Annotated in this window: 24 protein-coding genes; 14 read left to right on the forward strand and 10 right to left on the reverse strand. The window is 60.3% G+C overall.

The genetic code is table 11. The features are described from left to right. The gene (gene pdeM, locus G7009_RS16645; protein ID WP_181131267.1) at nt 1-660 is read left to right on the forward strand and encodes a ligase-associated DNA damage response endonuclease PdeM; all 660 of its coding nucleotides are present in this window, start codon (nt 1-3) and stop codon (nt 658-660) included. Here pdeM and G7009_RS16650 read toward each other — a convergent pair whose 3' ends face one another. Both G7009_RS16650 and dcd read right to left on the reverse strand, forming a co-directional pair. Continuing rightward, nucleotides 661-867, reverse strand: coding sequence for a hypothetical protein (locus G7009_RS16650; RefSeq protein ID WP_181131156.1), 207 nt, complete (start codon nt 865-867; stop codon nt 661-663). Between the two features lie 98 nt (nt 868-965). Beyond that, nucleotides 966-1532: a dCTP deaminase gene (gene dcd, locus G7009_RS16655; protein ID WP_008096785.1), complete on the reverse strand. Its 567-nt coding sequence runs from the start codon at nt 1530-1532 to the stop codon at nt 966-968. A 336-nt stretch (nt 1533-1868) separates the two neighbouring features. Here dcd and G7009_RS16660 point away from each other — a divergent pair, with 336 nt between their 5' ends. Beyond that, nucleotides 1869-2078, forward strand: coding sequence for a cold-shock protein (locus tag G7009_RS16660; RefSeq protein WP_101321828.1), 210 nt, complete (start codon nt 1869-1871; stop codon nt 2076-2078). A gap of 114 nt (nt 2079-2192) precedes the next feature. Here G7009_RS16660 and apbC read toward each other — a convergent pair whose 3' ends face one another. After that, a complete protein-coding gene (apbC, locus tag G7009_RS16665) occupies nt 2193-3287 on the reverse strand; it encodes an iron-sulfur cluster carrier protein ApbC (RefSeq protein ID WP_181131157.1) in 1095 nt (364 codons plus the stop codon). Between the two features lie 153 nt (nt 3288-3440). Here apbC and metG point away from each other — a divergent pair, with 153 nt between their 5' ends. From metG to G7009_RS16680, 3 genes are all read left to right on the forward strand, one after another. Beyond that, nucleotides 3441-5480 (forward strand): methionine--tRNA ligase, encoded by a 2040-nt coding sequence (metG, locus tag G7009_RS16670; protein WP_181131158.1) that lies wholly within the window; start codon nt 3441-3443, stop codon nt 5478-5480. Between the two features lie 144 nt (nt 5481-5624). Then, on the forward strand, nt 5625-6263 hold the full coding sequence (gene nth, locus G7009_RS16675) for an endonuclease III (RefSeq protein WP_181131159.1): 639 nt from the start codon (nt 5625-5627) through the stop codon (nt 6261-6263). A 105-nt stretch (nt 6264-6368) separates the two neighbouring features. Then, nucleotides 6369-6542: a PA3496 family putative envelope integrity protein gene (locus tag G7009_RS16680; RefSeq protein WP_181131160.1), complete on the forward strand. Its 174-nt coding sequence runs from the start codon at nt 6369-6371 to the stop codon at nt 6540-6542. A gap of 147 nt (nt 6543-6689) precedes the next feature. Here G7009_RS16680 and G7009_RS16685 read toward each other — a convergent pair whose 3' ends face one another. Beyond that, nucleotides 6690-7316, reverse strand: coding sequence for a response regulator transcription factor (locus G7009_RS16685; RefSeq protein WP_181131161.1), 627 nt, complete (start codon nt 7314-7316; stop codon nt 6690-6692). Between the two features lie 370 nt (nt 7317-7686). Here G7009_RS16685 and G7009_RS16690 point away from each other — a divergent pair, with 370 nt between their 5' ends. Then, complete coding sequence (locus G7009_RS16690) at nt 7687-8217, forward strand: hypothetical protein (protein WP_181131162.1); 531 nt, start codon at nt 7687-7689, stop codon at nt 8215-8217. 66 nt (nt 8218-8283) lie between these two features. On the opposite strand, the gene G7009_RS16695 is transcribed toward G7009_RS16690, so the two are convergent. After that, nucleotides 8284-9501 carry an argininosuccinate synthase gene (locus tag G7009_RS16695; RefSeq protein WP_181131163.1) on the reverse strand — a complete coding sequence of 406 codons (1218 nt, stop codon included), beginning with the start codon at nt 9499-9501 and terminating at the stop codon, nt 8284-8286. A gap of 127 nt (nt 9502-9628) precedes the next feature. After that, entirely contained in the window at nt 9629-10615 is a 987-nt protein-coding gene (locus G7009_RS16700; RefSeq protein WP_181131164.1) for a flagellar protein MotY, read from the reverse strand. 131 nt (nt 10616-10746) lie between these two features. On the opposite strand from G7009_RS16700, the gene pyrC reads away from it, so the two are divergent. Continuing rightward, on the forward strand, nt 10747-11793 hold the full coding sequence (gene pyrC, locus G7009_RS16705) for a dihydroorotase (RefSeq protein WP_181131165.1): 1047 nt from the start codon (nt 10747-10749) through the stop codon (nt 11791-11793). A gap of 56 nt (nt 11794-11849) precedes the next feature. Then, nucleotides 11850-12461 carry a ribonuclease T gene (gene rnt / locus G7009_RS16710; RefSeq protein WP_219856629.1) on the forward strand — a complete coding sequence of 204 codons (612 nt, stop codon included), beginning with the start codon at nt 11850-11852 and terminating at the stop codon, nt 12459-12461. 64 nt (nt 12462-12525) lie between these two features. Here rnt and G7009_RS16715 read toward each other — a convergent pair whose 3' ends face one another. After that, complete coding sequence (locus G7009_RS16715) at nt 12526-13128, reverse strand: peroxiredoxin (RefSeq protein ID WP_181131167.1); 603 nt, start codon at nt 13126-13128, stop codon at nt 12526-12528. A gap of 212 nt (nt 13129-13340) precedes the next feature. On the opposite strand from G7009_RS16715, the gene G7009_RS16720 reads away from it, so the two are divergent. Next, the gene (locus G7009_RS16720; protein WP_181131168.1) at nt 13341-13562 is read left to right on the forward strand and encodes a bacterioferritin-associated ferredoxin; all 222 of its coding nucleotides are present in this window, start codon (nt 13341-13343) and stop codon (nt 13560-13562) included. A 200-nt stretch (nt 13563-13762) separates the two neighbouring features. Then, complete coding sequence (gene bfr, locus G7009_RS16725; RefSeq protein ID WP_181131169.1) at nt 13763-14236, forward strand: bacterioferritin; 474 nt, start codon at nt 13763-13765, stop codon at nt 14234-14236. 70 nt (nt 14237-14306) lie between these two features. Here the strand turns inward: bfr and grxD are convergent, their stop codons facing one another. Both grxD and G7009_RS16735 read right to left on the reverse strand, forming a co-directional pair. Further along, nucleotides 14307-14639: a Grx4 family monothiol glutaredoxin gene (gene grxD / locus G7009_RS16730; RefSeq protein ID WP_181131170.1), complete on the reverse strand. Its 333-nt coding sequence runs from the start codon at nt 14637-14639 to the stop codon at nt 14307-14309. Nucleotides 14640-14732: 93 nt separating this feature from the next. Continuing rightward, entirely contained in the window at nt 14733-16838 is a 2106-nt protein-coding gene (locus tag G7009_RS16735; protein WP_181131171.1) for a molybdopterin oxidoreductase family protein, read from the reverse strand. Nucleotides 16839-17201: 363 nt separating this feature from the next. Here G7009_RS16735 and argF point away from each other — a divergent pair, with 363 nt between their 5' ends. Together argF and G7009_RS16745 are read left to right on the forward strand one after the other, a co-directional pair. Beyond that, a complete protein-coding gene (argF, locus tag G7009_RS16740) occupies nt 17202-18122 on the forward strand; it encodes an ornithine carbamoyltransferase (protein ID WP_181131172.1) in 921 nt (306 codons plus the stop codon). Continuing rightward, a complete protein-coding gene (locus G7009_RS16745) occupies nt 18119-19228 on the forward strand; it encodes an ABC transporter ATP-binding protein (protein WP_181131173.1) in 1110 nt (369 codons plus the stop codon). Before argF ends, G7009_RS16745 begins: the two co-directional genes overlap by 4 nt. A 93-nt stretch (nt 19229-19321) precedes the next feature. On the opposite strand, the gene ybaK is transcribed toward G7009_RS16745, so the two are convergent. Continuing rightward, a complete protein-coding gene (gene ybaK, locus G7009_RS16750) occupies nt 19322-19798 on the reverse strand; it encodes a Cys-tRNA(Pro) deacylase (RefSeq protein ID WP_181131174.1) in 477 nt (158 codons plus the stop codon). A gap of 298 nt (nt 19799-20096) precedes the next feature. Here ybaK and G7009_RS16755 point away from each other — a divergent pair, with 298 nt between their 5' ends. Then, a complete protein-coding gene (locus G7009_RS16755) occupies nt 20097-20948 on the forward strand; it encodes an MIP/aquaporin family protein (protein ID WP_181131175.1) in 852 nt (283 codons plus the stop codon). A 67-nt stretch (nt 20949-21015) separates the two neighbouring features. Beyond that, nucleotides 21016-22515: a glycerol kinase GlpK gene (gene glpK / locus G7009_RS16760; protein WP_181131176.1), complete on the forward strand. Its 1500-nt coding sequence runs from the start codon at nt 21016-21018 to the stop codon at nt 22513-22515. Nucleotides 22516-22610 lie beyond the last annotated feature (95 nt).

Below are 22610 nucleotides of genomic sequence, written 5' to 3' on the forward strand. Positions count from 1 at the left end.
ATGAATGGCGCACTGCCGATCGAACACTGTGGCGAGACCCTGTGGTTGCTGGCCGACAGAGCTGTCTACTGGCCAGCTCGCCGCGCCTTGCTGGTCGCTGACGTGCACATCGGCAAGGCCGCCAGCTATCGCGCTCTGCATCAGCCGGTTCCCAGAGGGACCACTGCGGTTACCCTGGCGCGTCTCGACAGCCTGATCGCTGCCTACCCATGCGATCAACTGATCGTGCTGGGTGATTTCCTGCATGCGCGCACCGGCCGCGCACCGGCGACCCTGGCTCGACTCAAGGCGTGGCGAGAGCACCACCGTGCACTGCGTATCCACCTGATCCGCGGTAACCATGACCTCCATGCGGGGGACCCGCCCGCGGAGCTGATGATCGACGTCGTGGACGAACCCTGGCTCGTAGGACCGTTCGCCCTGCAACACGAACCTACGCCTCATCCGACCCACGCGGTGATCGCCGGGCATGTGCATCCGGTCTTCACCTTGCGCGGCAAGGCGCGTCAGCGCCTGCGCCTGCCGTGTTTTCTGGTCGATGGAAAGGTGAGCCTGCTACCCGCCTTTGGCGAGTTCACAGGTGGCTGGGCCGTGACCCCTGAACCGGGAGCACGGCTGTTCGTAACCGGCGCAGAAAGTGTCTGGCCGGTTCGGCTGTGATCAGGCGACCGGAGCGGGTGGTGGCTCGTCGGGCAAGGTCGGCTCGCCGGGCTCCGTCGGTTGCGGGGTATCGGGATCGGGCTGGCCGGGCACACCGCCCGCCTGCATGGGCACTTGCGGATGCGCCAACAGCGACCAGGCCAGAAGCCCGATCTGGTTGGGTTGCAGCACGGCCAGCTTGGCATTGATTGCGGGATCGATTTTCATAAGCTGCTCCTGACTGGAGCCGGCACGCGTCATGCGCGCCGGTACTGTTCTAATTCTTGGAGTGCTTTTGGCGAAAGTAATTCCCGCGCTTCGTCGTCTCAGGTACGCGGCAAGGTCACGCCACGCTGACCCTGGTACTTGCCGCCGCGGTCCTTGTACGAGACTTCGCACTCTTCATCGGACTCGAGGAAAAGCATCTGCGCCACGCCTTCATTGGCGTAGATCTTGGCCGGCAGGGTGGTCGTGTTGGAGAACTCGAGCGTCACGTGGCCCTCCCACTCGGGTTCGAGCGGCGTCACGTTGACGATGATGCCGCAACGAGCATAGGTGCTCTTGCCCAGGCAAATGGTCAGCACATTGCGCGGAATGCGGAAGTACTCGACGGTGCGAGCGAGGGCGAACGAGTTCGGGGGAATGATGCAGACATCGCTCTTGACATCGACGAAACTGCCGGCATCGAAGTTCTTCGGATCGACGGTCGCCGAATTGATGTTGGTGAACACCTTGAATTCGTCCGCGCAGCGTACGTCATAGCCATAGCTGGACACGCCGAAGGAAATCACCCGGCTGTCCTGCTCGCCGCGCACCTGACGCTCGACGAAGGGTTCGATCATGCCGTGTTCCTGCGCCATGCGGCGAATCCACTTGTCCGATTTGATGCTCATGGCGGGTGTCCTGAGAGTACGAGGTGAAATAAACAGAGCCGCATCTTACCGGTCCCGGAGCCAGCGGCAAAGTTTCATCCTTCAGGTAAGCTGCAATCCGCGCCGGACAAGGCCTGGGACCGCCGTCGATCCGATTTGCGGCAAAGCGCATTCTGGGCATTGGCAGGTACGGGAAAGTGGGGTAAGGTGACGCCACTGTGCTGCACGTGACACCGAGAATCTCTAGTTTGATGCACGATCCTGATCGGCCCATCGCTGAATTTTCCTACTCTTTGCACTCAGTCCCGGCTGGGGTTTTTCCCGTGCCGTAATCAACTTTGTCCAAGGAGACATACCATGTCCAATCGCCAAAACGGCACCGTCAAGTGGTTCAACGATGAGAAAGGCTACGGCTTCATCACCCCTCAATCGGGTGACGACCTGTTCGTGCACTTCAAGGCTATCCAGGCTGACGGCTTCAAAACCCTGAAAGAAGGCCAGGCTGTTACTTTCGTCGCTACCCGCGGCCAGAAAGGCATGCAGGCTGAAGAAGTACAACTGGGCTAAGCCTGGCTGTCTTCACGCTTCACAAGAAACCCGCCTGATGGCGGGTTTTTTGTGCCTGTGCCATGAGCCTGCGGCACAGGCACCGCAGGCATTCACCTGCGGTCCACGGTCGCTTCAGTCTTCGCTGATGGTGATACTCGGCATTGCCGGCGCGGCAGCGGCTTGCAGAACGATACGCGCGCCTACCTGGCGAGCAAGCTCCTGATAGACCATCGCGATCTGGCTTTCAGGCTCGGCGATGGCGGTCGGCTTGCCGCTGTCGGCCTGCTCGCGGATCGACATCGATAGAGGCAGTGAAGCGAGCACCTCTACGCCGTACTGCGTGGCCAACTTCTCGCCACCGCCCTCACCGAACAGATGCTCGGCGTGACCACAGTTCGAGCAGATGTGCACGGCCATGTTTTCCACGACGCCCAGCACCGGAATATTGACCTTGCGGAACATCTCCACGCCTTTTCTCGCGTCCAGCAAGGCCAGGTCCTGGGGTGTGGTGACGATCACCGAACCGACCACGGGCACCTTCTGCGCCAGGGTCAGCTGTATGTCACCGGTTCCGGGCGGCATGTCGATCACCAGGTAATCCAGGTCGTCCCAGGCAGTCTGCGTCACCAACTGCAGCAGCGCTCCGGAAACCATTGGCCCACGCCAGACCATGGGTGTGTTGTCATCGGTCAGGAAGGCCATGGACATCACTTCAACCCCATGGGCCTTGAGCGGCACGAACCATTTCTGCTCGCGCACCTGTGGACGAGTACCTTCAGGGATGCCGAACATCACGCCTTGGCTGGGCCCGTAGATATCGGCGTCGAGAATTCCCACGCGCGCGCCTTCACGGGCCAGGGCCAACGCCAGGTTGGCCGCTGTGGTCGACTTGCCGACGCCGCCCTTGCCCGACGCCACGGCAATGATGTTCTTCACGTTGGCCATGCCCGGCACCTGGGCTTGAGCCTTGTGCGCCGCGATCACGCACTCGATGGCTACCGTCGCGGCAGTGACGCCGTCGATGCCTTCGATGGCTGTCTGCAGCACCTGAGCCCAGCCGTTCTTGAACAGTCCCGCGGCATAACCCAGTCGCAGGCGCACGGTGACTTGTCCGGCCTGGATATCGATGGCCTGTACACAACCAGCGCTGACCGGGTCCTGGTTCAGGTAGGGGTCGGTGTACTGGCGAAGGACAGCTTCGATGGCGGCACGCGTAACGGCACTCATGGACACTCCCATTGACATACTGAGACAAAACGGAGCCTATGCTAACCCGTCAGCCATCCCCTGACGCGCGCATGGGGTGAAATATATTTGCTGGCGCTTTATAGTGGCCGATCACCTTTCTTCACCCATGTAGCGATAAGTAGCCGAGCCACCATGTCCGAGCCACGTCAGATTCTCGTCACCAGCGCCCTGCCCTATGCCAATGGTTCCATTCACCTTGGTCACATGCTCGAGTATATCCAGACGGACATGTGGGTGCGCTTCCAGAAACTGCGCGGCAACCAATGCATCTATGTCTGCGCCGACGATGCCCACGGCTCGGCGATCATGCTGCGCGCCGAAAAGGAAGGCATCACGCCGGAGCAGCTCATCGCCAATGTCCAGACTGAGCACAGCACCGACTTTGCCGATTTTCTTGTGGACTTCGACAACTTCCATTCGACCCATGCCGAAGAAAACCGCGAGCTCGCCAGCCAGATCTACCTGAAACTGCGCGATGCCGGCCATATCGCCAACCGTTCCGTGACCCAGTACTTCGACCCCGAGAAGGGCATGTTCCTGGCGGATCGCTTCATCAAAGGCACGTGCCCCAAATGTGCGGCCGATGACCAGTACGGCGACAACTGCGAAAAATGCGGCGCCACCTACGCGCCGACCGAGCTGAAGAACCCCAAGTCGGCCATTTCAGGCGCGACGCCGGTGCTGCGCGACTCCAAGCACTTCTTCTTCAAGCTGCCGGACTTCCAGGCCATGTTGCAGCAGTGGACCCGTAGCGGCACCCTCCAGGACGCAGTGGCCAACAAGCTGGCCGAGTGGCTGGATTCCGGCCTTCAGGAATGGGACATCTCCCGCGACGCGCCGTACTTCGGCTTCGAGATCCCGGATGAACCAGGCAAGTACTTCTACGTCTGGCTCGATGCGCCCATCGGCTACATGGCCAGTTTCAAGAACCTCTGCGAGCGCCGCCCGGAACTGGATTTCGATGCCTTCTGGAACAAGGACTCCACCACCGAGCTGTACCACTTCATCGGCAAGGACATCGTCAATTTCCATGCCTTGTTCTGGCCAGCCATGCTGGAGGGCGCGGGCTACCGCAAGCCGACCGCCATCAACGTGCACGGCTACCTGACCGTCAACGGCGCCAAGATGTCCAAGTCGCGCGGTACCTTCATCAAGGCCCGCACCTACCTCGATCACCTGGCGCCGGAATACCTGCGTTACTACTATGCAGCCAAGCTGGGCCGCGGGGTCGACGACCTGGACCTGAACCTCGAAGACTTCGTGCAGAAGGTCAACTCCGACCTGGTCGGCAAGGTAGTGAACATCGCCAGCCGCTGCGCAGGCTTCATTCACAAGGGCAATGACGGCGTGCTGGTCGGCGGTGACGCCGCCCCGGAACTGACTCAAGCGTTTCTGGCCGCCGCGCCTTCCATCGCCGATGCCTACGAGGGTCGCGACTTCGCTCGTGCCATGCGCGAGATCATGGCCCTGGCCGACCGCGCCAACGCCTGGATCGCCGACAAAGCACCCTGGTCGCTAGCCAAGCAGGAAGGCAAGCAGGATGAAGTCCAGGCTATCTGCGCCCAGGGCATCAATCTCTTCCGCCAGCTGGTAATTTTCCTCAAGCCGGTCTTGCCACTGCTGGCCGCCGATGCCGAAGCGTTTCTCAATGTCGCGCCACTGGCTTGGAACGACCACCTGACGCGCCTGGAAAACCATCGACTGAACCCGTTCAAGGTACTCATGAGCCGGATCGAACCGGCCAAGGTCGAAGCCATGGTCACCGCCAGCCAGGAAGATCTCGCCGCTGCCCAGGAAACCGCGCCCGCAGGTAACGGCGAGCTGGCGAAGGACCCTCTGTCCGCGGAGATCGAGTTCGATACCTTTGCCGCCGTGGACCTGCGTGTTGCGCTGATCCTCAAGGCCGAAGCCGTCGAAGGCGCCGACAAGCTCCTGCGCCTCACCCTGGACATCGGTGACGAGCAGCGCAATGTCTTCTCGGGCATCAAGTCCGCCTATCCGGATCCGTCCATGCTCGAAGGTCGCCTGACGATGATGGTAGCCAACCTCAAGCCACGGAAAATGCGTTTCGGCGTTTCCGAAGGCATGGTGATGGCGGCTGGCCCCGGCGGCGAGGAAATCTACCTGCTCAGCCCGGACAGCGGTGCCAAGCCAGGCCAGCGCATCAAGTAATGTCTCAGCCTCGTCGGCAATGACGGGGCTGGCTCCTCTCCCCGCACGCCGGATCACTCATCCAGCCTGCGGGGCGCCTTCTGATCTGGCGTCCGAGGCTCGGATGGGTCTCGCCTGTCACGCCTTCTAGGAATGCTCCGACTCATGAACGCCGCCAAACGCCTGGAGATCTTTCGCAGGCTGCATGAAGACAATCCCGAACCCAAGACCGAGCTGGCCTATACCACGCCCTTCGAGCTGCTGATCGCCGTGATTCTCTCGGCCCAGGCCACCGACGTCGGGGTCAACAAGGCCACCGCGCGCCTCTACCCGGTCGCCAATACGCCCGAGGCGATCTACGCGCTAGGGGTCGAGGGGCTCAGCGAGTACATCAAGACCATCGGCCTGTACAACAGCAAGGCCAAGAACGTGATCGAAACCTGTCGATTGCTCATCGAACTGCATGGCAGCCAGGTACCGCAGTCCCGTGAGGCCCTCGAAGCATTGCCGGGCGTAGGCCGCAAGACCGCCAACGTCGTGCTCAACACCGCCTTTCGACAACTGACCATGGCGGTCGATACGCATATTTTCCGAGTCAGCAACCGCACGGGCATAGCCCCAGGCAAGACCGTGCTGGATGTGGAAAAGAAGCTGCTCAAGTTCGTGCCGAAGGATTACCTGCTGGACGCCCACCATTGGCTTATTCTCCACGGCCGCTATGTATGCCAGGCGCGCAGACCTCGTTGCGGCAGTTGTCGGATCGAGGATCTGTGCGAGTATCGGGCAAAAACTTCCGACGATTGATGCAGTAAAGGCAGATGCATCGTTTCGATTGAAAAAATCTTTTTTACCGAATGCATGATTCTCGCTATAAGGACGGCCAATGGCCCTCTTGGCTTGGAGTGACTCATGAGCACCGATAAAGAAGACTTGGTAGTAGACGATGATTTCAGTGCGGACGAGGATGCGGAGCCTCAGGTGGAGGTCGCCAAGACCAATCTGAGCAAACGCCGCACTATCGATAACCTGCTCGAAGAACGCCGCCTGCAACGACAATTGAACGACTACGACTTCGACCTCTAATCGAAGCCCTGCCTGCACGGCTGTCGGCGTCGTGCGCACAGTCGGCTATCGAGACTTCCGATGCCAACACGCTGGCATCGGATCCCAGCAGGCCCTCAAGTATGACGTTGAACTGATCGGCGAGATTTCGGTGATGACGGTGTTCGCCTAGACCAATCCGTGGCGTTGGGCAAGTTCGATGAGGTCTACCAGCGAACGCGCATTGAGCTTGGCGAGAAGGCGAGTCTTGTAGGTGCTGACGGTCTTGTTGCTGAGAAACATGCCATCGGCGATTTCCTTGTTGCTTTTGCCAAGCGCAAGCTGTTGCAGGACCATCATCTCCCGGCCGGACAGACGCTCGACCATCTCGGCCTCGCTGCCACCATTGAGAACGGTACGAGCCTTGTGCAGCGCCTGATTGGGGAAATAGCTGTATCCCGATAGAACCGCCTTGATGGCACTGAGCAGCTCGGTAAGCTCCTGCTGCTTGCACACGTAGCCCGCGGCGCCTGCCTGCATGCAACGCATGGAAAAGTGACCCGGCGCCTGGGATGTCAGGACCAGTACCTTGGTGTTCGCGCTGATACCAGTCAGTCGCGCGATCACTTCCAGGCCATCGAGCTTTGGAATTCCGATGTCAAGGATGACGATATCAGGAAGATGTTCCCGAGCCAGTTGCAAAGCGTCCACTCCGTTGTCCGTTTCTGCCATGACCTCGTACCCATGCCGCTCCATCAGCATGCGTACGGCCAAACGAATAACAGGATGATCATCCACGATCAGCACTCTATTCATGCGATATCCAACTGTCGTTGTTCTAGTTTTAAAGGGCCACAATAACCGACTACAACGTCCCGAGGCGTGATGATTCCCTTAACACTCACACGCCAGGATGGAACCCACATAAGTAGAAGACATTTCCTACAGCTGAGCTTTTTAAGCCTCTGTCTACAGACGGCCTGTGTTCGGCCCAGATGGAAAAATTAGCACTGGAGACACGTACGCTCAAAGTGGTTGAAGGTGATGCGCACTGACGGATAATTCCATTCCGAACCCTGAATGAAAGAATCTCTTGGGCAACACTTCCTCAATGCGAAACAACGCAGATTCCAAGGCGTCGGCAAGTCATGATACATCCGGCCTAACACACAGACAGGCAGCCGCCATGAGCCACGTAGAACCCCGAAGCCCACTGACGATCATCGCCATCTTCGCCGGCATCATCGAAGCTTCCGCCCTCGCCTCCCTGCCATTCCTGAGCGAGGACAGCCAGACTATCTACACCTGGTTCCTGGTCGGCTTTCCGTTCTTCCTCACGATTCTTTTTTTCCTTACCCTGAACTTCAACTACAAGTCGCTCTATTCTCCCTTGACCAGCAGCAAGCACGACCCACCGCCCGGCCAGACGTCAGCCTCACTGCACTCTACCGTGGAGGAACGGGAGCATAACGCCGGGCAACGCGAGGGACATCGCAACACCATGCGGCCCAGGCAAATCGAGGAAAATGAACGAGAGGGCGTCATGATCATCGCGCTGTCTGGTCCTGAAACCCGAAAGATGATCGAGAACCATGTCCTGCGAATAGCGGCCGCGCCCACCGCCAGAGAGCGCCGTTGGATCATTCATAACCTGGACACTCGGACCAGCATCCACCTGGCGATACGTCCCTCGTCCTACTCGGCAGACGCACCCTGAAACCGAGCGACAGGCACGCAAAAAAAACCCCGGCAGCGGGCCGGGGTTTTCCGCAGTCACTACCGATCAGAGCAGGGAGCGGCCCTTGTTGGCAGCGATGCGCATGCGCAGGGCATTGAGCTTGATGAAGCCCGCCGCGTCGGCCTGATCATAGGCGCCGCCATCTTCCTCGAAGGTCGCGATGTTGGCGTCGAACAGCGAGTCGTCGGACTTGCGGCCCACGACCATGACATTGCCCTTGTACAGCTTCAGGCGGACGACACCGTTCACGCTGGCCTGGGAAGCGTCGATCATCTGCTGCAGCATCAGACGCTCCGGGCTCCACCAGTAGCCGGTGTAGATCAGGCTGGCGTACTTGGGCATCAGCTCATCTTTCAGGTGAGCGACTTCGCGGTCCAAGGTGATCGATTCGATGGCGCGGTGACCCTTGAGCATGATGGTGCCGCCCGGGGTTTCGTAGCAGCCCCGGGACTTCATGCCGACGTAGCGGTTCTCGACGATATCCAGGCGACCGATGCCATTCTCGCCGCCGATGCGGTTGAGCGTGGCCAGCACGGTAGCCGGGGACATCTCGACGCCGTCGATGGCAGTGATGTCACCGTTGCGGTAGGACAGCTCGATGTAGGTGGCCTTGTCCGGAGCGTTTTCCGGCGAGACGCTCCAGCGCCACATGTCTTCCTCGTGCTCGGTCCAGGTATCTTCCAGGACACCGCCTTCGTAGGAGATGTGCAGCAGGTTGGCATCCATCGAGTACGGCGACTTCTTCTTGCCGTGGCGCTCGATCGGGATAGCGTGCTTCTCGGCATAGTCCATCAGCTTCTCGCGCGAGAGCAGATCCCACTCGCGCCATGGAGCGATGACCTTGACACCTGGCTTGAGCGCATAGGCACCGAGCTCGAAACGCACCTGATCGTTGCCCTTGCCGGTAGCGCCATGGGAAATGGCATCGGCGCCGGTTTCGTTGGCGATCTCGATCAGACGCTTGGCAATCAACGGGCGGGCGATGGAAGTACCGAGCAGGTACTCACCTTCGTAGACGGTGTTGGCGCGGAACATCGGGAACACGAAATCGCGCACGAACTCTTCGCGCAGATCGTCGATGTAGATTTCTTTCACGCCCAGGGCCTGTGCCTTGGCGCGGGCCGGCTCGACCTCCTCGCCCTGACCCAGATCAGCGGTGAAGGTCACCACTTCGCAGTTGTAGGTATCCTGCAGCCACTTGAGAATCACCGAAGTATCAAGGCCGCCGGAATACGCCAGTACGACCTTTTTTACGTCCGCCATGCCATCACTCCACGGGTTGTACGGAAAGCCGTCGATTCTACCGGGCTTGCTACCAGATTTACAGTGGCGCGACAGCTTGTGACGACAAAGCGACAGGATCTGTCGAGAGGGCGACCATCGGTCGTGCTCAAAGCTGTTTGGGCACAGAGGTCGCAGCCGGTGCGGCAAGTGGTGCTGGAGTAGCGGCGATCCCGGAGGATGTTTCCGGCGGTTTCTCGGCCAATGGTTTCTCGGCCGTTTTTTCTGGGGGTTTTTCGATCGGCGCAACGCGTTCCAATTGCAGACTCACCCGACGATTGCGTGCGCGATTTGCAGGGCTGTTGTTTCTTGCCAGAGGATAACGCTCGCCATGGAAACGCACGGTGATCTGGTCCTCGGCAACACCATGGGCCTTGAGGTAGTCGGCAACGGCCAGGGCCCTGCGCCGTGACAGGTCACGGTTGGTCAACCGGTTGCCGCTGTTGTCGGAATGCCCGTCGAGCTCGATGTGATTGACCGTGGGATCGGCCTTCAGGTAGTCCAGGACCATATCCAGCCGCGCCTTCGCCACGCTGTCCAGATCGATACCGTTCCCCGGGAAGCCAACCTGGGTCTGGCGGATCTGATCGTAATTCATCGGCAGCAGCTTGGCGGCGCAGGCCTGATAATCGTTATAGGCCTTGTTGAAGCTCACGGGCAGTACACGGACTTCCATCACCCGGCCACCCTCGCCGGACTGGTTGCGCACGACGGTACTGCGACCATCGAGCAGACCACTGATCAAGCGGCTGGCCTGGCCCTGGGTGGTGGTGAACAATACCCCGGTACGCGCCAGTCGCACCGCTCCCAGGTTGATATCGCCACGCCCGGGCTGCCACGGCGCCGCGGCCGCCAGCAAGGTGGCCGGGCCCGCACCAAGCAGATTGCCCGCCGAGCGCAGCTGGAAAGTCGCCTGCTCACCGGCGCGGCGCACGAACTCGCCCGCTCCGAAGCCGTCGACAGGCTGGATCAGCCGGCATTCGAACTGATCCCCCTCGATCTTCCACTCGATGTTTTCCACTCGGGTCTGCAAGGTCAATGCCGCCGCCGGGAGGCTGACCAACAGACTGAACAGGGCTAGATAATGCTGGCGCACGGGCGGCTCCACTGATTCTCGCTGCATACCTGCAAGCTATCGGTCCGTTTCGCTAAAACTTGATAGCCAGTGCTCGCCCTCGGCTTTTCCGGTAGCATTCACGCTTGAGTTCGACCCGCCTGGAATCCCCAATGTCCGATCGCCTGACCCTCCTGCGTCCCGATGACTGGCATATCCATCTGCGCGATGGTGCCGTCCTGCCTCACACCGTCGGCGACGTGGCGCGCACCTTCGCCCGCGCCATCATCATGCCCAACCTGGTCCCGCCGGTACGCACCGCCACCGAAGCCGGCGCCTACCGCGAGCGCATCCTTGCCGCGCGCGCGCCCGGCAGCCGCTTCGAGCCGCTGATGGTGCTGTACCTTACTGACCGTACCAGCCCCGAGGACATCCGCGCGGCCAAGGCCAGCGGCATCGTGTACGCGGCCAAGCTCTACCCTGCCGGCGCCACGACCAACTCCGACTCCGGGGTAACCAGCATCGACAACATCTTCCCGGCGCTCGAAGCGCTGGCCGAGACAGGCATGCCGCTGCTGGTACATGGCGAAGTGACGCGCAGCGAGATCGACGTCTTCGATCGCGAGAAACTGTTCATCGACGAGCACCTGCGCCGCGTTGTCGAACGCTTCCCGACACTGAAGGTGGTGTTCGAGCACATCACCACGGCCGATGCCGTGCAGTTCGTCATGCAGGCACCGGCCAACGTCGGCGCGACCATCACCGCGCAGCACCTGCTGTACAACCGCAACCACATGCTGGTCGGCGGGATTCGCCCGCATTTCTACTGCCTGCCGATCCTCAAGCGCAACACGCACCAGGTGGCATTGCTGGATGCCGCAACCAGCGGCAACAAAAAGTTCTTCCTCGGCACCGATTCCGCGCCGCATGCGCGCCACGCCAAGGAAGCCGCCTGCGGCTGCGCGGGTTGCTACACGGCCTATGCCGCGATCGAGCTGTACGCCGAGGCATTCGAGCAACGCAACGCGCTGGACAAGCTCGAAGGCTTTGCCAGCCTGCACGGCCCTGCCTTCTATGGCCTGCCGAGCAACACCGATACCATCACCCTGGTCCGCGAAGAGTGGACCGCCCCTGACAGCCTGCCGTTTGGCGAGCAAAACGTCGTCCCGCTGCGCGCTGGTGAAAAGCTGCGCTGGCGCCTGCTGGAGAACAATGCGTGAGCGAAGACCTTTACGAAGACGACCAGGAAGGTCAGGCGAGCGGCTCTCGTCATCCGATGGCAGAACGCTTTCGTGGTTATCTGCCGGTAGTCGTGGACGTCGAGACGGGTGGATTCAACAGCGCCACCGACGCCCTGCTGGAAATTGCGGCCGTTACCATTGGCATGGACGACAAGGGTTTCCTGTTCCCGGAACACACCTACTTCCATCGGGTCGAACCGTTCGAAGGCGCGAACATCGAACAGGCGGCACTCGAGTTCACCGGCATCAAGCTCGATCATCCGCTACGCATGGCAGTGAGCGAAGAGACTGCTCTCACCGATATCTTCCGCGGCGTGCGCAAGGCGCTCAAGGCCAATGGCTGCAAGCGTGCGGTTCTGGTCGGGCACAACAGCAGTTTCGACCTGAATTTCCTCAATGCAGCGGTAGCGCGCAACGACGTCAAGCGCAATCCGTTCCATCCGTTCTCCAGCTTCGACACGGCTACCCTGGCCGGCCTGGCGTACGGCCAGACCGTCCTGGCCCGTGCCTGCCAGAGTGCCGACATCGACTTCGATGGCCGCGAAGCGCACTCAGCCCGCTACGACACCGAGAAGACCGCCGAGCTGTTCTGCGGCATCGTCAATCGCTGGAAGGAACTGGGCGGCTGGCGAGACTTCGACAATTGAGCCTGACGCGCTAGCGACCTAAAAAAAACCGGCCATGAAGGCCGGTTTTTTTAAGTCTGGCAGATTACAGCTTGCCAGCGTTCTCGCTCAGGTAAGCGGCAACGCCTTCTGGCGAAGCGGTCATGCCCTTGTCGCCTTTCTTCCAGTTGGCAGGGCACACTTCGCCGTGCTCCTCGTGGAACTGCAGGGCATCGACCAGACGCAGCAGCTCGTCCATGTTACGGCCCAGCGGCAGGTCATTGATGATCTGCGAACGGACAACGCCGTTGTGGTCGATCAGGAACGCGCCACGGAAGGCCACGCCGCCTTCGGACTCGACGTCGTAGGCCTTGCAGATCTCGTGCGAGATGTCAGCCGCCAGGGTGTACTTGACCTGGCCGATGCCGCCTTTTTCGACTGGAGTGTTACGCCAGGCATTGTGGGTGAAGTGCGAATCGATCGAAACGCCGATCACTTCAACGTCGCGCGCTTGGAATTCCGGAATGCGGTTGTCCAGTGCGATCAGTTCGGATGGGCAGACGAAGGTGAAGTCCAGTGGATAGAAGAACACCAGGCCGTACTTGCCTTTGATGGCCGAGGCCAGGTTGAAGCTGTCGACGATCTCGCCATTGCCCAGCACGGCAGCGACGGTGAAATCCGGGGCTTTTTTACCAACGAGCACGCTCATTCGATATCTCCTGATGGTGTCAAAACAGTGTCCGGGATGAACGCGTCAGCCCGGGATCACACAAGGCTGCCCACTATACACTGCCCGCACGAACAGGCCGAATTTAACCGCCTGTCGCGCAAAGGCCAGTAGTCCGGCAGGTGGTTTGACAAGCATTCTCATTACCATTAATCTCCAGAACATCTTGCCGCAACCAGCGATGGGCTGACCCTATGTATGTGTGTCTTTGTGTTGGTGTGACCGACGGACAGATCCGCGATGCGATCTATGAAGGATGCTGCAGCTACAAGGAAGTCAGAGCCGCCACCAACGTGGCCAGCCAATGTGGCAAATGTGCATGCCTGGCCAAGGAAGTGGTTCGCGAAACCCTCACCAAATTGCAGGTCAGCCAGCACCCGGCCCTGCCCTATCCCGTGGAATTTTCAGCGGCATAAACTACCTCTTTCGGAGAACCGGACTCAGTGTCCGGTTTTTTTATGCCTGCAATTCAATTAGTTATGGCCTAGACGCGGTTCACAAACATTCTTATTCCTATTAATTTTCATTTATTATTCAATAACTTAGGTTTGACAGGAAAACTTACCGAGCTCAAACTCCTGCTTATTGGCACACTTCTACAAGGCAGGCACCGGTCATGAAAGGCGACATCAGCGTCATCCAGCATCTCAACAAGGTCCTCGGAAACGAGCTGGTCGCGATCAATCAGTACTTCCTGCATGCGCGCATGTATGAAGACTGGGGCCTGAACAAGCTCGGCAAGCACGAGTACAAAGAATCCATCGACGAGATGAAGCACGCTGACAAACTGATCAAGCGGATTCTCTTCCTCGAAGGCATCCCTAACGTGCAGGACCTCGGCAAGCTGCTGATCGGCGAGCACACGCGGGAAATGCTCGAGTGCGACCTGAAGCTTGAACAGAAGGGCCTGGCCGATCTCAAGGCGGCAATCGCACACTGCGAGACTGTCGGTGATTTCGGTAGCCGCGAGATGCTCGAAGACATCCTCGAGGCCGAGGAAGAACACATCGACTGGCTGGAAACCCAGTTGGGCCTGATCGACAAGATCAGCCTGGAAAACTACCTGCAATCGCAGATGGGCGAAGAGTAAATCTCTGCTTAAAAACAAAGCCCCGCATTCGCGGGGCTTTTGTTTTGCAGCATCGGGTACAGCAATTGTGTCAGGCTTCGGAAGCCTTGGCATTGGCTGCGTCCTTGATCAGGGTCTGCAGCTCGCCCTTCTCGAACATTTCCAGAACGATATCGCTACCGCCGACCAATTCGCCGCCGACCCACAGCTGCGGGAACGTCGGCCAGTTGGCGTACTTGGGCAGGTTGGCTCGAATTTCCGGATTCTGCAGGATATCGACATAGGCGAATTTCTCGCCGCACCCCATCACTGCTTGCGAAGCACGCGCCGAGAAGCCGCACTGCGGGGCATTTGGCGAGCCTTTCATGTAAAGCAGAACGGTATTGTTGGCAATCTGCTCTTTGATTGTTTCGATAATATCCATGTCACACACCTCGGCTGGACTTTCCGACCTTATCGTCGGCACGGTGCCGCATTGTATCGGAAAGCCGAGCAGCGTGCTCGGTCTTGCCCGGAGTCAAGCCGCTTCAACTTCCACAGGGACGCCGTTCAACGCCGCGTTACCTGATACGCCATCGCGTAGACACTCGTCGGTCAAGTCGTTGGCGCTGCCCCCTGGCTGGGCATTGGCGACGCCGAGCCGGACGCCCTGGCGCTGGTGGCCGTAGCCATGAGGCAGGCTAACCACGCCTGGCATGACCTCTTCGCTGGCCAGCACCTGCACCTCCAGGCTCCCTACCCGGGAGCGCACGCGCACCTGCTGGCCATCTATCAGCCCGCGGGCCCGCAAGTCCTGGGGGTGCATGAGCAATTGATGGCGGGGCTTGCCTTTGACCAAGCGGTGAAAGTTGTGCATCCATGAATTGTTGCTACGGACATGGCGCCGGCCGATCAACAACAGTTGCGCGGGGTCGGCGGGTGCCTGACCGGCCAGACGCCGCAGGTCGTCGAGCATGCACTGTGGCGCCGCGTCGACAACCTGACCCGGCGTTTTCAGCCGCGCCGCGAGGTTGGCCCGCAAAGGCCCCAGATCGAGGCCATGGGGATGCAGGTCGAGCGTCTCCAGTGAAAGATGCCACGGCGAGCCATCGCCATAACGCCCTGCGCGCAGGCCCAGGTCGATCATCTGCGCAGGAGCGAGGGTCGGTTTCAGCGCTACCTGCGCCCGCGCCGCGAAAGCCTTGGCCAGCCCGACGAAAATCTCCCAGTCATGCAGCGCGCCGGCAGGCCGAGGCAGGAGGGCACGATTGAACCGCGAGACATTACGCACGGCCAGCAGGTTGAAGGTCGTGTCGTAATGGTCGTTTTCCATGGCGCAGGTGGATGGCAGGATCAAGTCGGCGTGACAGGTCGTTTCATTGATATACAGGTCGATGCTGAGCATGAAGTCGAGCCCTTCGAGCGCCTGTTCCAGCTGACCTCCGTTGGGCGTGGAAAGGACCGGATTCCCCGCCACCGTCACCAGCGCTCGGACCTGCCCTTCTCCCGGCACCAGGATCTCTTCGGCCAGCGCGGCCACCGGCAGCTCGCCGCCATATTCCGGTAGGCCGGACACGCGGCTTTGCCAGGCATTGAAATGGCCGCCCGCCGTATTGGCTACCAGATCCACCGCAGGCTCGGTACAGAGTGCACCACCCGGCCGATCGAGATTACCGGTCACCAGATTGATCAGTTGCACCAACCAGTGGCACAGAGTCCCGAACGCTTGCGTGGAGATGCCCATCCGCCCATAGCACACAGCGCGCTCGGCAGCGGCGAAGTCACGGGCCAACTGGCGGATTTCGCGAGCACCGATTCCGCACAAGGGGCTCATGGCTTCGGCACTGAACGAGGAAAGCGCATCGCGAACGGCATCCAGGCCTTGGACGGGCAAGTGGGAAGCTCGACCCAGCTTCTCGTCGAACAGCGTATGCAACAGCCCGCTCAGCAGCGCGGCATCGCCACCAGGACGAATGAACAAGTGCTGGTCGGCCATCGCCGCCGTTTCGGTACGCCGCGGATCCACCACGACCAGCCGACCGCCTCTGGCCTGCAGGGCCTTGAGACGCTTCGTGACGTCCGGGACGGTCATGATGCTGCCGTTCGAGGCAAGCGGATTGGCACCCAGTACCAGCATGAAGTCGGTGTGATCGATATCGGGAATCGGTAACAGCAGGCCGTGGCCATACATCAGGTAGCTGGTCAGGTGCTGCGGTAGCTGATCGACCGATGTGGCGGAGAAACGATTTCGGGTCTTGAGCAGACCGAGAAAATAATTCGCATGAGTCATCAGCCCATAGTTGTGCACGCTCGGGTTGCCCTGGTAGACCGCCACGGCATTGCGCCCGTGGGCCTGCTGCACGGTCCAGAGTCGCTCAGCGGCAAGAGCGAATGCCTCATCCCAACCGATCGGCTCCCAGCGATCGCCAATACGCCGATGAGGTTGACGCAGACGGTCCGGGTCATCCTGGATATCCTGCAGGGCAATTGCCTTGGGACAGATATGGCCACGACTGAACGGATCCTCGGGGTCGCCCTTGATCGAGCTGATCCACTGGCGATCGGGCTCGTGGGTGACTTCGATGGTCAGGCCGCAGATGGCCTCGCACAGGTGACAGGCTCGGTGATGCAAGGTCTTGGTCATGGCCGCCTCTGCCGTGTTCCTTTCCCACCAGACTATGCCCCACCCGAGTTACCAGCTACCTCGCTTCGCAGGATGAATCGCCCGACATCAATGATGGCGATTACGACTCCAGGTTTGCCAGGCAAGGCGCAGGCAGTGTAAAAACGGCCTGTAGCAAATAAAAAACAGCTGTCCCTCAACGAGTTACGACATCCGCTGCTAGAGTCATGCATCGGCCCCTCTTGGTTTCAGGCGACATTTAAATATAGTATTGCGCCTTTCCTATTTTCGTCGCCCCGTGCGGCTTTCGCTGCGGGTCGTCGTCGTTGTCAACAAAAACCATACGGTCAAGCTGCAGTCCGTTGCAGATAAAGGTAGTCAATCATGAGCGCTAGGCACTTTCTCTCCCTGATGGATCTCAACGCTGAAGAATTGCTCGGCGTGATCCGTCGTGGCGTCGAGCTGAAGGACCTGCGTAACCGAGGCGTGCTATTCGAGCCACTGAAGAACCGCGTGCTGGGCATGATCTTCGAGAAATCGTCCACGCGTACCCGAGTGTCGTTCGAGGCGGGCATGATCCAGCTCGGCGGCCAGGCCATCTTCCTGTCGCCACGTGATACCCAGCTGGGTCGCGGCGAACCGATCGGCGACAGCGCCATCGTCATGTCGCGCATGCTCGATGCGGTGATGATCCGGACCTTCGCCCACAGCACATTGACCGACTTTGCCGCGCAATCGCGCGTTCCGGTGATCAACGGCCTGTCCGACGACCTGCACCCCTGCCAGCTGCTGGCCGACATGCAGACCTTCCTCGAGCACCGCGGCTCCATCCAGGGCAAGACAGTGGCCTGGATCGGTGACGGCAACAACATGTGCAACACCTATATAGAAGCGGCCATCCAGTTCGATTTCCAGCTGCGCATCGCCTGCCCGGAAGGCTATGAGCCCGAATCCCGCTTCCTGGCCCAGGCCGGTGACCGTGTACAACTCGTGCGTGATCCAAAGATCGCGGCCCGCGACGCGCACTTGATCAGTACGGATGTCTGGACTTCCATGGGCCAGGAGGAGGAAACTGCACGGCGCCTGGCGCACTTCGCGCCTTATCAGGTCACGCGCGAAATGCTCGACCTGGCGGCACCCGATGCCCTGTTCATGCACTGCCTGCCCGCCCATCGTGGCGAGGAGATCAGCCTGGACCTGCTAGACGACCCCCGATCGGTCGCCTGGGACCAGGCCGAGAACCGCTTGCATGCGCAGAAGGCCCTTCTCGAATTCCTTGTAGATCCGGCTTACCACCACGCATGAGTCAACCCCTACTGCTCAACCTGCGCGACCTGGCCTGCGGCTATGGCGACCAGCGCATCGTCCAGAACCTCAACCTGCACCTCAACGCAGGCGACATCGGTTGCCTGCTGGGTTCCTCGGGCTGCGGCAAGACCACCACCCTGCGCGCCATCGCCGGCTTCGAACCCATCCACGAGGGCGAGATCCAGCTGGCGGGCGAGGTCATTTCCCGCGCAGGGTTCACCCTGTCGCCGGAAAAGCGGCGGATCGGCATGGTCTTTCAGGACTATGCCCTCTTTCCTCACTTGACCGTGGCTCAGAACATCGCTTTCGGTATTGCCAAGCATCCCCGGCAGCAGGCCGTGGTCGAGGAAATGCTCGATCTGGTCAAGCTCGGTGGCCTGGGTGGCCGCTATCCTCACGAGTTGTCCGGAGGCCAGCAGCAACGTGTTGCACTGGCCCGGGCACTGGCGCCGGAGCCGCAACTGCTGTTGCTCGACGAGCCGTTCTCCAACCTGGATGTGGAGCTGCGCCGACGCCTTAGTCATGAGGTACGCGATATCCTCAAGAGCCGTGGCACCAGCGCGATCCTGGTGACCCATGACCAGGAGGAAGCCTTCGCGGTCAGCGACCACGTCGGTGTGTTCAAGGAGGGCCGGCTGGAACAATGGGACACGCCGTACAACCTCTACCACGAGCCGCTGACGCCTTTCGTGGCGAGCTTCATTGGCCAGGGTTATTTCATCCGCGGCCAACTGATCAGTCATGAAGCGGTCAGTACCGAGCTGGGCGAACTGCAAGGCAACCGCGCCTATACCCTGACGCCGGGGAGCGCGGTGGACGTCCTGCTGCGCCCGGACGACATCGTGTACGCCCCGAACAGCGCCCTGCGCGCCCTGATCAACGGCAAGAGCTTCCTGGGCGCTTCGATCCTGTACCGTCTGAAGCTGCCTACCGGCAGCCAGCTGGAGGCCATCTTCCCCAGCCATATCGACCTTCAGATCGGACATGACGTCGGTATCGATGTAGCCGCTGATCACTTGGTCGTGTTTCCGGCGGCTGGAACCGTGGCAGCGCAATTGCCGCATCAGGAGCTTGGGGTCAGGCGTTACGACCAGCAGGCATGAGCCTCGGAGTGTTCTTGAGATCGAACGCCGCACGGGCGGCGCTCGATCCCTAGGCCGCCGAAAACAATCAGCATGCGCCCGGCAGTCATTACGCTACCCCGGTCCACGACCGATCGGGGCGAACTGCCCCTGGGTATGCGCCGCCAACACCGTCGCGGCCAGTTCGACTTCGAGTCCGCGTCGCCCGGCGCTGACATGAATGCTTTCAAATTGCTGCGCCGACTGGTCGATAAAGGTGCGCAGCCGCTTCTTCTGCCCCAAAGGGCTGATCCCGCCCACCAGATAGCCCGTGGCTCGCTGGGCCATGGCAGGATCGGCCATCTCGCACTTCTTGACCTTGGCCGCCTGGGCAAGGGCCTTGAGATCCAAGGTTCCTACCACCGGAACGACAGCTACCAGCAGTTCGCCCTTTTCGCTGGAGGCCAGCAGCGTCTTGAACACACGCAATGGGTCGAGACCAAGCTTTTGCGCCGCTTCCAGCCCATAAGACGCAACGCCGGGATCATGTTCGTAGCTATGGATTCGGTGTTCGGCACGAACCTTCTTCAGCAGATCCAAGGCAGGTGTCATGGGTGCTCCAGTGCGAAATGGTCGGCGGTTACTGTAGGACAAAAGCGCCGACCTCACCAGAAGTGCAGGTGACCGAGAGGTGCAATCACAGGCATAGGCGCCTCCTGGGGTCAGAATGTGGCCAGGCGTTCATTATCGACCTTTGACATCAGCGTTTCTTGTCTATATTTTTTCGTTTATGAATAAATGATGCCCTATAAAGGTTCATTATTCTTCCCGCCTGGCCTCACAGGATCGAAGCCAGGCCTTGCTGTCGAGCGCAACCAGCGCCTTACAACAACAAGAATCGAGGTCATACATGACGAACGCACTACGACAACCTACGCTGGCCGGCCAATGCACGGCCGAGTTTCTTGGTACTGCCCTGCTTATCTTCTTCGGCACCGGTTGTGTCGCGGCGCTCAAGGTCGCCGGCGCCAGTTTCGGTCTCTGGGAGATCAGTATCATCTGGGGTATCGGGGTGAGCATGGCGATCTACTTGACCGCGGGAACCTCCGGAGCTCACCTCAATCCCGCCGTGAGCATCGCCCTGACCCTGTTCGGCGGGTTCGAAAAACGCAAGCTGCCTTTCTATATCATCGCCCAGATCTTCGGCGCCTTTTGTGGAGCGGCACTGGTCTACACCTTGTACAGCAGCCTGTTCTTCGATTTCGAACAAAGCCATTCCATGCTCCGTGGCAGCGAGGCAAGCCTTGAGCTTGCCGCTGTATTCTCGACCTACCCGCATCCGGCGCTCGCCATCGGCCAGGCCTTCCTGGTCGAGATGGTCATCACCGCCATTCTGATGGCCGTGATCATGGCCCTGACCGATGACAACAACGGTCTACCTCGCGGTGCGCTGGCACCTTTGCTGATCGGCTTGCTGATCGCGGTCATCGGCAGTGCCATGGGCCCACTTACCGGATTCGCCATGAACCCTGCCCGCGATTTCGGACCAAAGCTGATGACTTTCCTGGCCGGCTGGGGCGAGATTGCCTTTACCGGCGGCCGGGATATTCCCTATTTCCTGGTTCCAGTATGCGCGCCCATCGTCGGCGCCTGCCTGGGCGCCGGCCTCTATCGTGGAGCGATCGCTCGCCATCTGCCGATCACGCCGGCCGCAGCTCGCCAGACAGACGATAATCCTGAGGGCGACACCCAGATTTCCTGATGCAGGTGTCGAGTCTTGGCTCGACCACGCCCCTGAACTACAGCCAATTTCGCGCAAGGCCACCTCCATGACAGACACCCAGGACAAGAACTACATCATTGCCCTCGACCAAGGCACGACCAGTTCGCGGGCCATCATCTTCGATCGTGACGCCAACGTGGTCGGCACATCCCAGCGTGAGTTCGCCCAGCATTATCCGCAGGCCGGCTGGGTCGAGCACGACCCTATGGAAATCTTCGCCACGCAAAGCGCAACCATGGTCGAAGCCTTGGCGCAGGCAGGCCTTAGCCACGCACAGGTGGCGGCCATCGGCATCACCAACCAGCGCGAGACCACCGTTGTCTGGGACAAGGAAACCGGCCGACCGGTGTACAACGCCATCGTCTGGCAGTGCCGCCGCAGTACCGAAATCTGCGAGCAGCTCAAGCGCGACGGCCACGAAGACTATATTCGCGAAACCACTGGCCTGGTCACCGACCCGTACTTTTCCGGCACCAAGCTCAAATGGATCCTCGACAATGTCGAAGGGTCCCGCGAGCGCGCCGAGCGTGGCGAGCTGCTGTTCGGCACCATCGACACCTGGCTGATCTGGAAATTCTCCGGCGGCAAGGTGCATGTCACCGACTACACCAACGCCTCGCGCACTCTGCTTTTCAACATCCATACCTTGGAATGGGACGAGAAGATGCTCGATGTACTGGGCATTCCTCGACAGATGTTGCCCGAGGTGCGCTCCTCCTCCGAGACATATGGCCATACCAAAAGCGGCATCGCCATCGCTGGTATCGCGGGCGACCAGCAGGCCGCCCTGTTCGGCCAGATGTGCGTGGAGCCAGGCCAGGCGAAGAACACCTATGGGACCGGCTGCTTCCTGTTGATGAACACTGGCGTCCAGGCGGTGAAATCCTCCCACGGCCTGCTGACCACCATCGCTTGCGGACCGCGCGGCGAAGTGGCATATGCCCTGGAAGGCGCGGTGTTCAACGGCGGTTCGACCGTGCAGTGGCTGCGCGACGAGCTGAAGATCGTCAATGACGCCTTGGATACCGAGTATTTCGCCAGCAAGGTCAAGGACAGCAACGGCGTCTACCTGGTACCGGCATTCACCGGCCTGGGCGCGCCCTACTGGGATCCGTATGCTCGCGGCGCACTGTTCGGCCTGACCCGCGGCGTCAAGGTGGATCACATCATTCGTGCGGCCCTGGAGTCGATCGCCTACCAGACCCGTGATGTCCTCGATGCCATGCAACAGGACTGCGGCCAGCGCCTCAGCGAGCTGCGCGTGGATGGTGGCGCGGTAGCCAACAACTTCCTCATGCAGTTCCAGGCAGATATCCTCGGCACTTGCGTGGAGCGCCCGAAGATGCGCGAGACAACGGCGTTGGGCGCAGCCTTCCTGGCCGGCCTGGCGTGCGGTTTCTGGAGCAGCCTGGACGAATTGCGTAACAAGGCGATCATCGAGCGCGAATTCACCCCGCAGCTGGACGAGGCCCAGAAGGAAAAGCTCTACGCCGGCTGGCAGAAGGCAGTCGATCGTACCCGCGATTGGGAGCCGCACGAAGAGTAAACCAAGGCTCCAAGCTACGACTTTCAAGCGGCACTGGCTGGCCAACGCGCAGCAGCATACTGCTTGAAGCTTGTAGCTTGGGCCGCTTTTCAACA

This window comes from Pseudomonas capeferrum, from assembly GCF_013523055.1.
Lineage (GTDB): Bacteria > Pseudomonadota > Gammaproteobacteria > Pseudomonadales > Pseudomonadaceae > Aquipseudomonas > Aquipseudomonas capeferrum_A.

What these genes read in the sequence shown, in the direction of transcription:
- pdeM (WP_181131267.1), top strand. Translation starts at nt 1, where the DNA reads ATGAATGGCGCACTGCCGATCGAACACTGTGGCGAGACCCTGTGGTTG.
- G7009_RS16650 (WP_181131156.1), bottom strand. Translation starts at nt 867, where the DNA reads ATGAAAATCGATCCCGCAATCAATGCCAAGCTGGCCGTGCTGCAACCC.
- dcd (WP_008096785.1), bottom strand. Translation starts at nt 1,532, where the DNA reads ATGAGCATCAAATCGGACAAGTGGATTCGCCGCATGGCGCAGGAACAC.
- G7009_RS16660 (WP_101321828.1), top strand. Translation starts at nt 1,869, where the DNA reads ATGTCCAATCGCCAAAACGGCACCGTCAAGTGGTTCAACGATGAGAAA.
- apbC (WP_181131157.1), bottom strand. Translation starts at nt 3,287, where the DNA reads ATGAGTGCCGTTACGCGTGCCGCCATCGAAGCTGTCCTTCGCCAGTAC.
- metG (WP_181131158.1), top strand. Translation starts at nt 3,441, where the DNA reads ATGTCCGAGCCACGTCAGATTCTCGTCACCAGCGCCCTGCCCTATGCC.
- nth (WP_181131159.1), top strand. Translation starts at nt 5,625, where the DNA reads ATGAACGCCGCCAAACGCCTGGAGATCTTTCGCAGGCTGCATGAAGAC.
- G7009_RS16680 (WP_181131160.1), top strand. Translation starts at nt 6,369, where the DNA reads ATGAGCACCGATAAAGAAGACTTGGTAGTAGACGATGATTTCAGTGCG.
- G7009_RS16685 (WP_181131161.1), bottom strand. Translation starts at nt 7,316, where the DNA reads ATGAATAGAGTGCTGATCGTGGATGATCATCCTGTTATTCGTTTGGCC.
- G7009_RS16690 (WP_181131162.1), top strand. Translation starts at nt 7,687, where the DNA reads ATGAGCCACGTAGAACCCCGAAGCCCACTGACGATCATCGCCATCTTC.
- G7009_RS16695 (WP_181131163.1), bottom strand. Translation starts at nt 9,501, where the DNA reads ATGGCGGACGTAAAAAAGGTCGTACTGGCGTATTCCGGCGGCCTTGAT.
- pyrC (WP_181131165.1), top strand. Translation starts at nt 10,747, where the DNA reads ATGTCCGATCGCCTGACCCTCCTGCGTCCCGATGACTGGCATATCCAT.
- rnt (WP_219856629.1), top strand. Translation starts at nt 11,850, where the DNA reads ATGGCAGAACGCTTTCGTGGTTATCTGCCGGTAGTCGTGGACGTCGAG.
- G7009_RS16715 (WP_181131167.1), bottom strand. Translation starts at nt 13,128, where the DNA reads ATGAGCGTGCTCGTTGGTAAAAAAGCCCCGGATTTCACCGTCGCTGCC.
- G7009_RS16720 (WP_181131168.1), top strand. Translation starts at nt 13,341, where the DNA reads ATGTATGTGTGTCTTTGTGTTGGTGTGACCGACGGACAGATCCGCGAT.
- bfr (WP_181131169.1), top strand. Translation starts at nt 13,763, where the DNA reads ATGAAAGGCGACATCAGCGTCATCCAGCATCTCAACAAGGTCCTCGGA.
- grxD (WP_181131170.1), bottom strand. Translation starts at nt 14,639, where the DNA reads ATGGATATTATCGAAACAATCAAAGAGCAGATTGCCAACAATACCGTT.
- G7009_RS16735 (WP_181131171.1), bottom strand. Translation starts at nt 16,838, where the DNA reads ATGACCAAGACCTTGCATCACCGAGCCTGTCACCTGTGCGAGGCCATC.
- argF (WP_181131172.1), top strand. Translation starts at nt 17,202, where the DNA reads ATGAGCGCTAGGCACTTTCTCTCCCTGATGGATCTCAACGCTGAAGAA.
- G7009_RS16745 (WP_181131173.1), top strand. Translation starts at nt 18,119, where the DNA reads ATGAGTCAACCCCTACTGCTCAACCTGCGCGACCTGGCCTGCGGCTAT.
- ybaK (WP_181131174.1), bottom strand. Translation starts at nt 19,798, where the DNA reads ATGACACCTGCCTTGGATCTGCTGAAGAAGGTTCGTGCCGAACACCGA.
- G7009_RS16755 (WP_181131175.1), top strand. Translation starts at nt 20,097, where the DNA reads ATGACGAACGCACTACGACAACCTACGCTGGCCGGCCAATGCACGGCC.
- glpK (WP_181131176.1), top strand. Translation starts at nt 21,016, where the DNA reads ATGACAGACACCCAGGACAAGAACTACATCATTGCCCTCGACCAAGGC.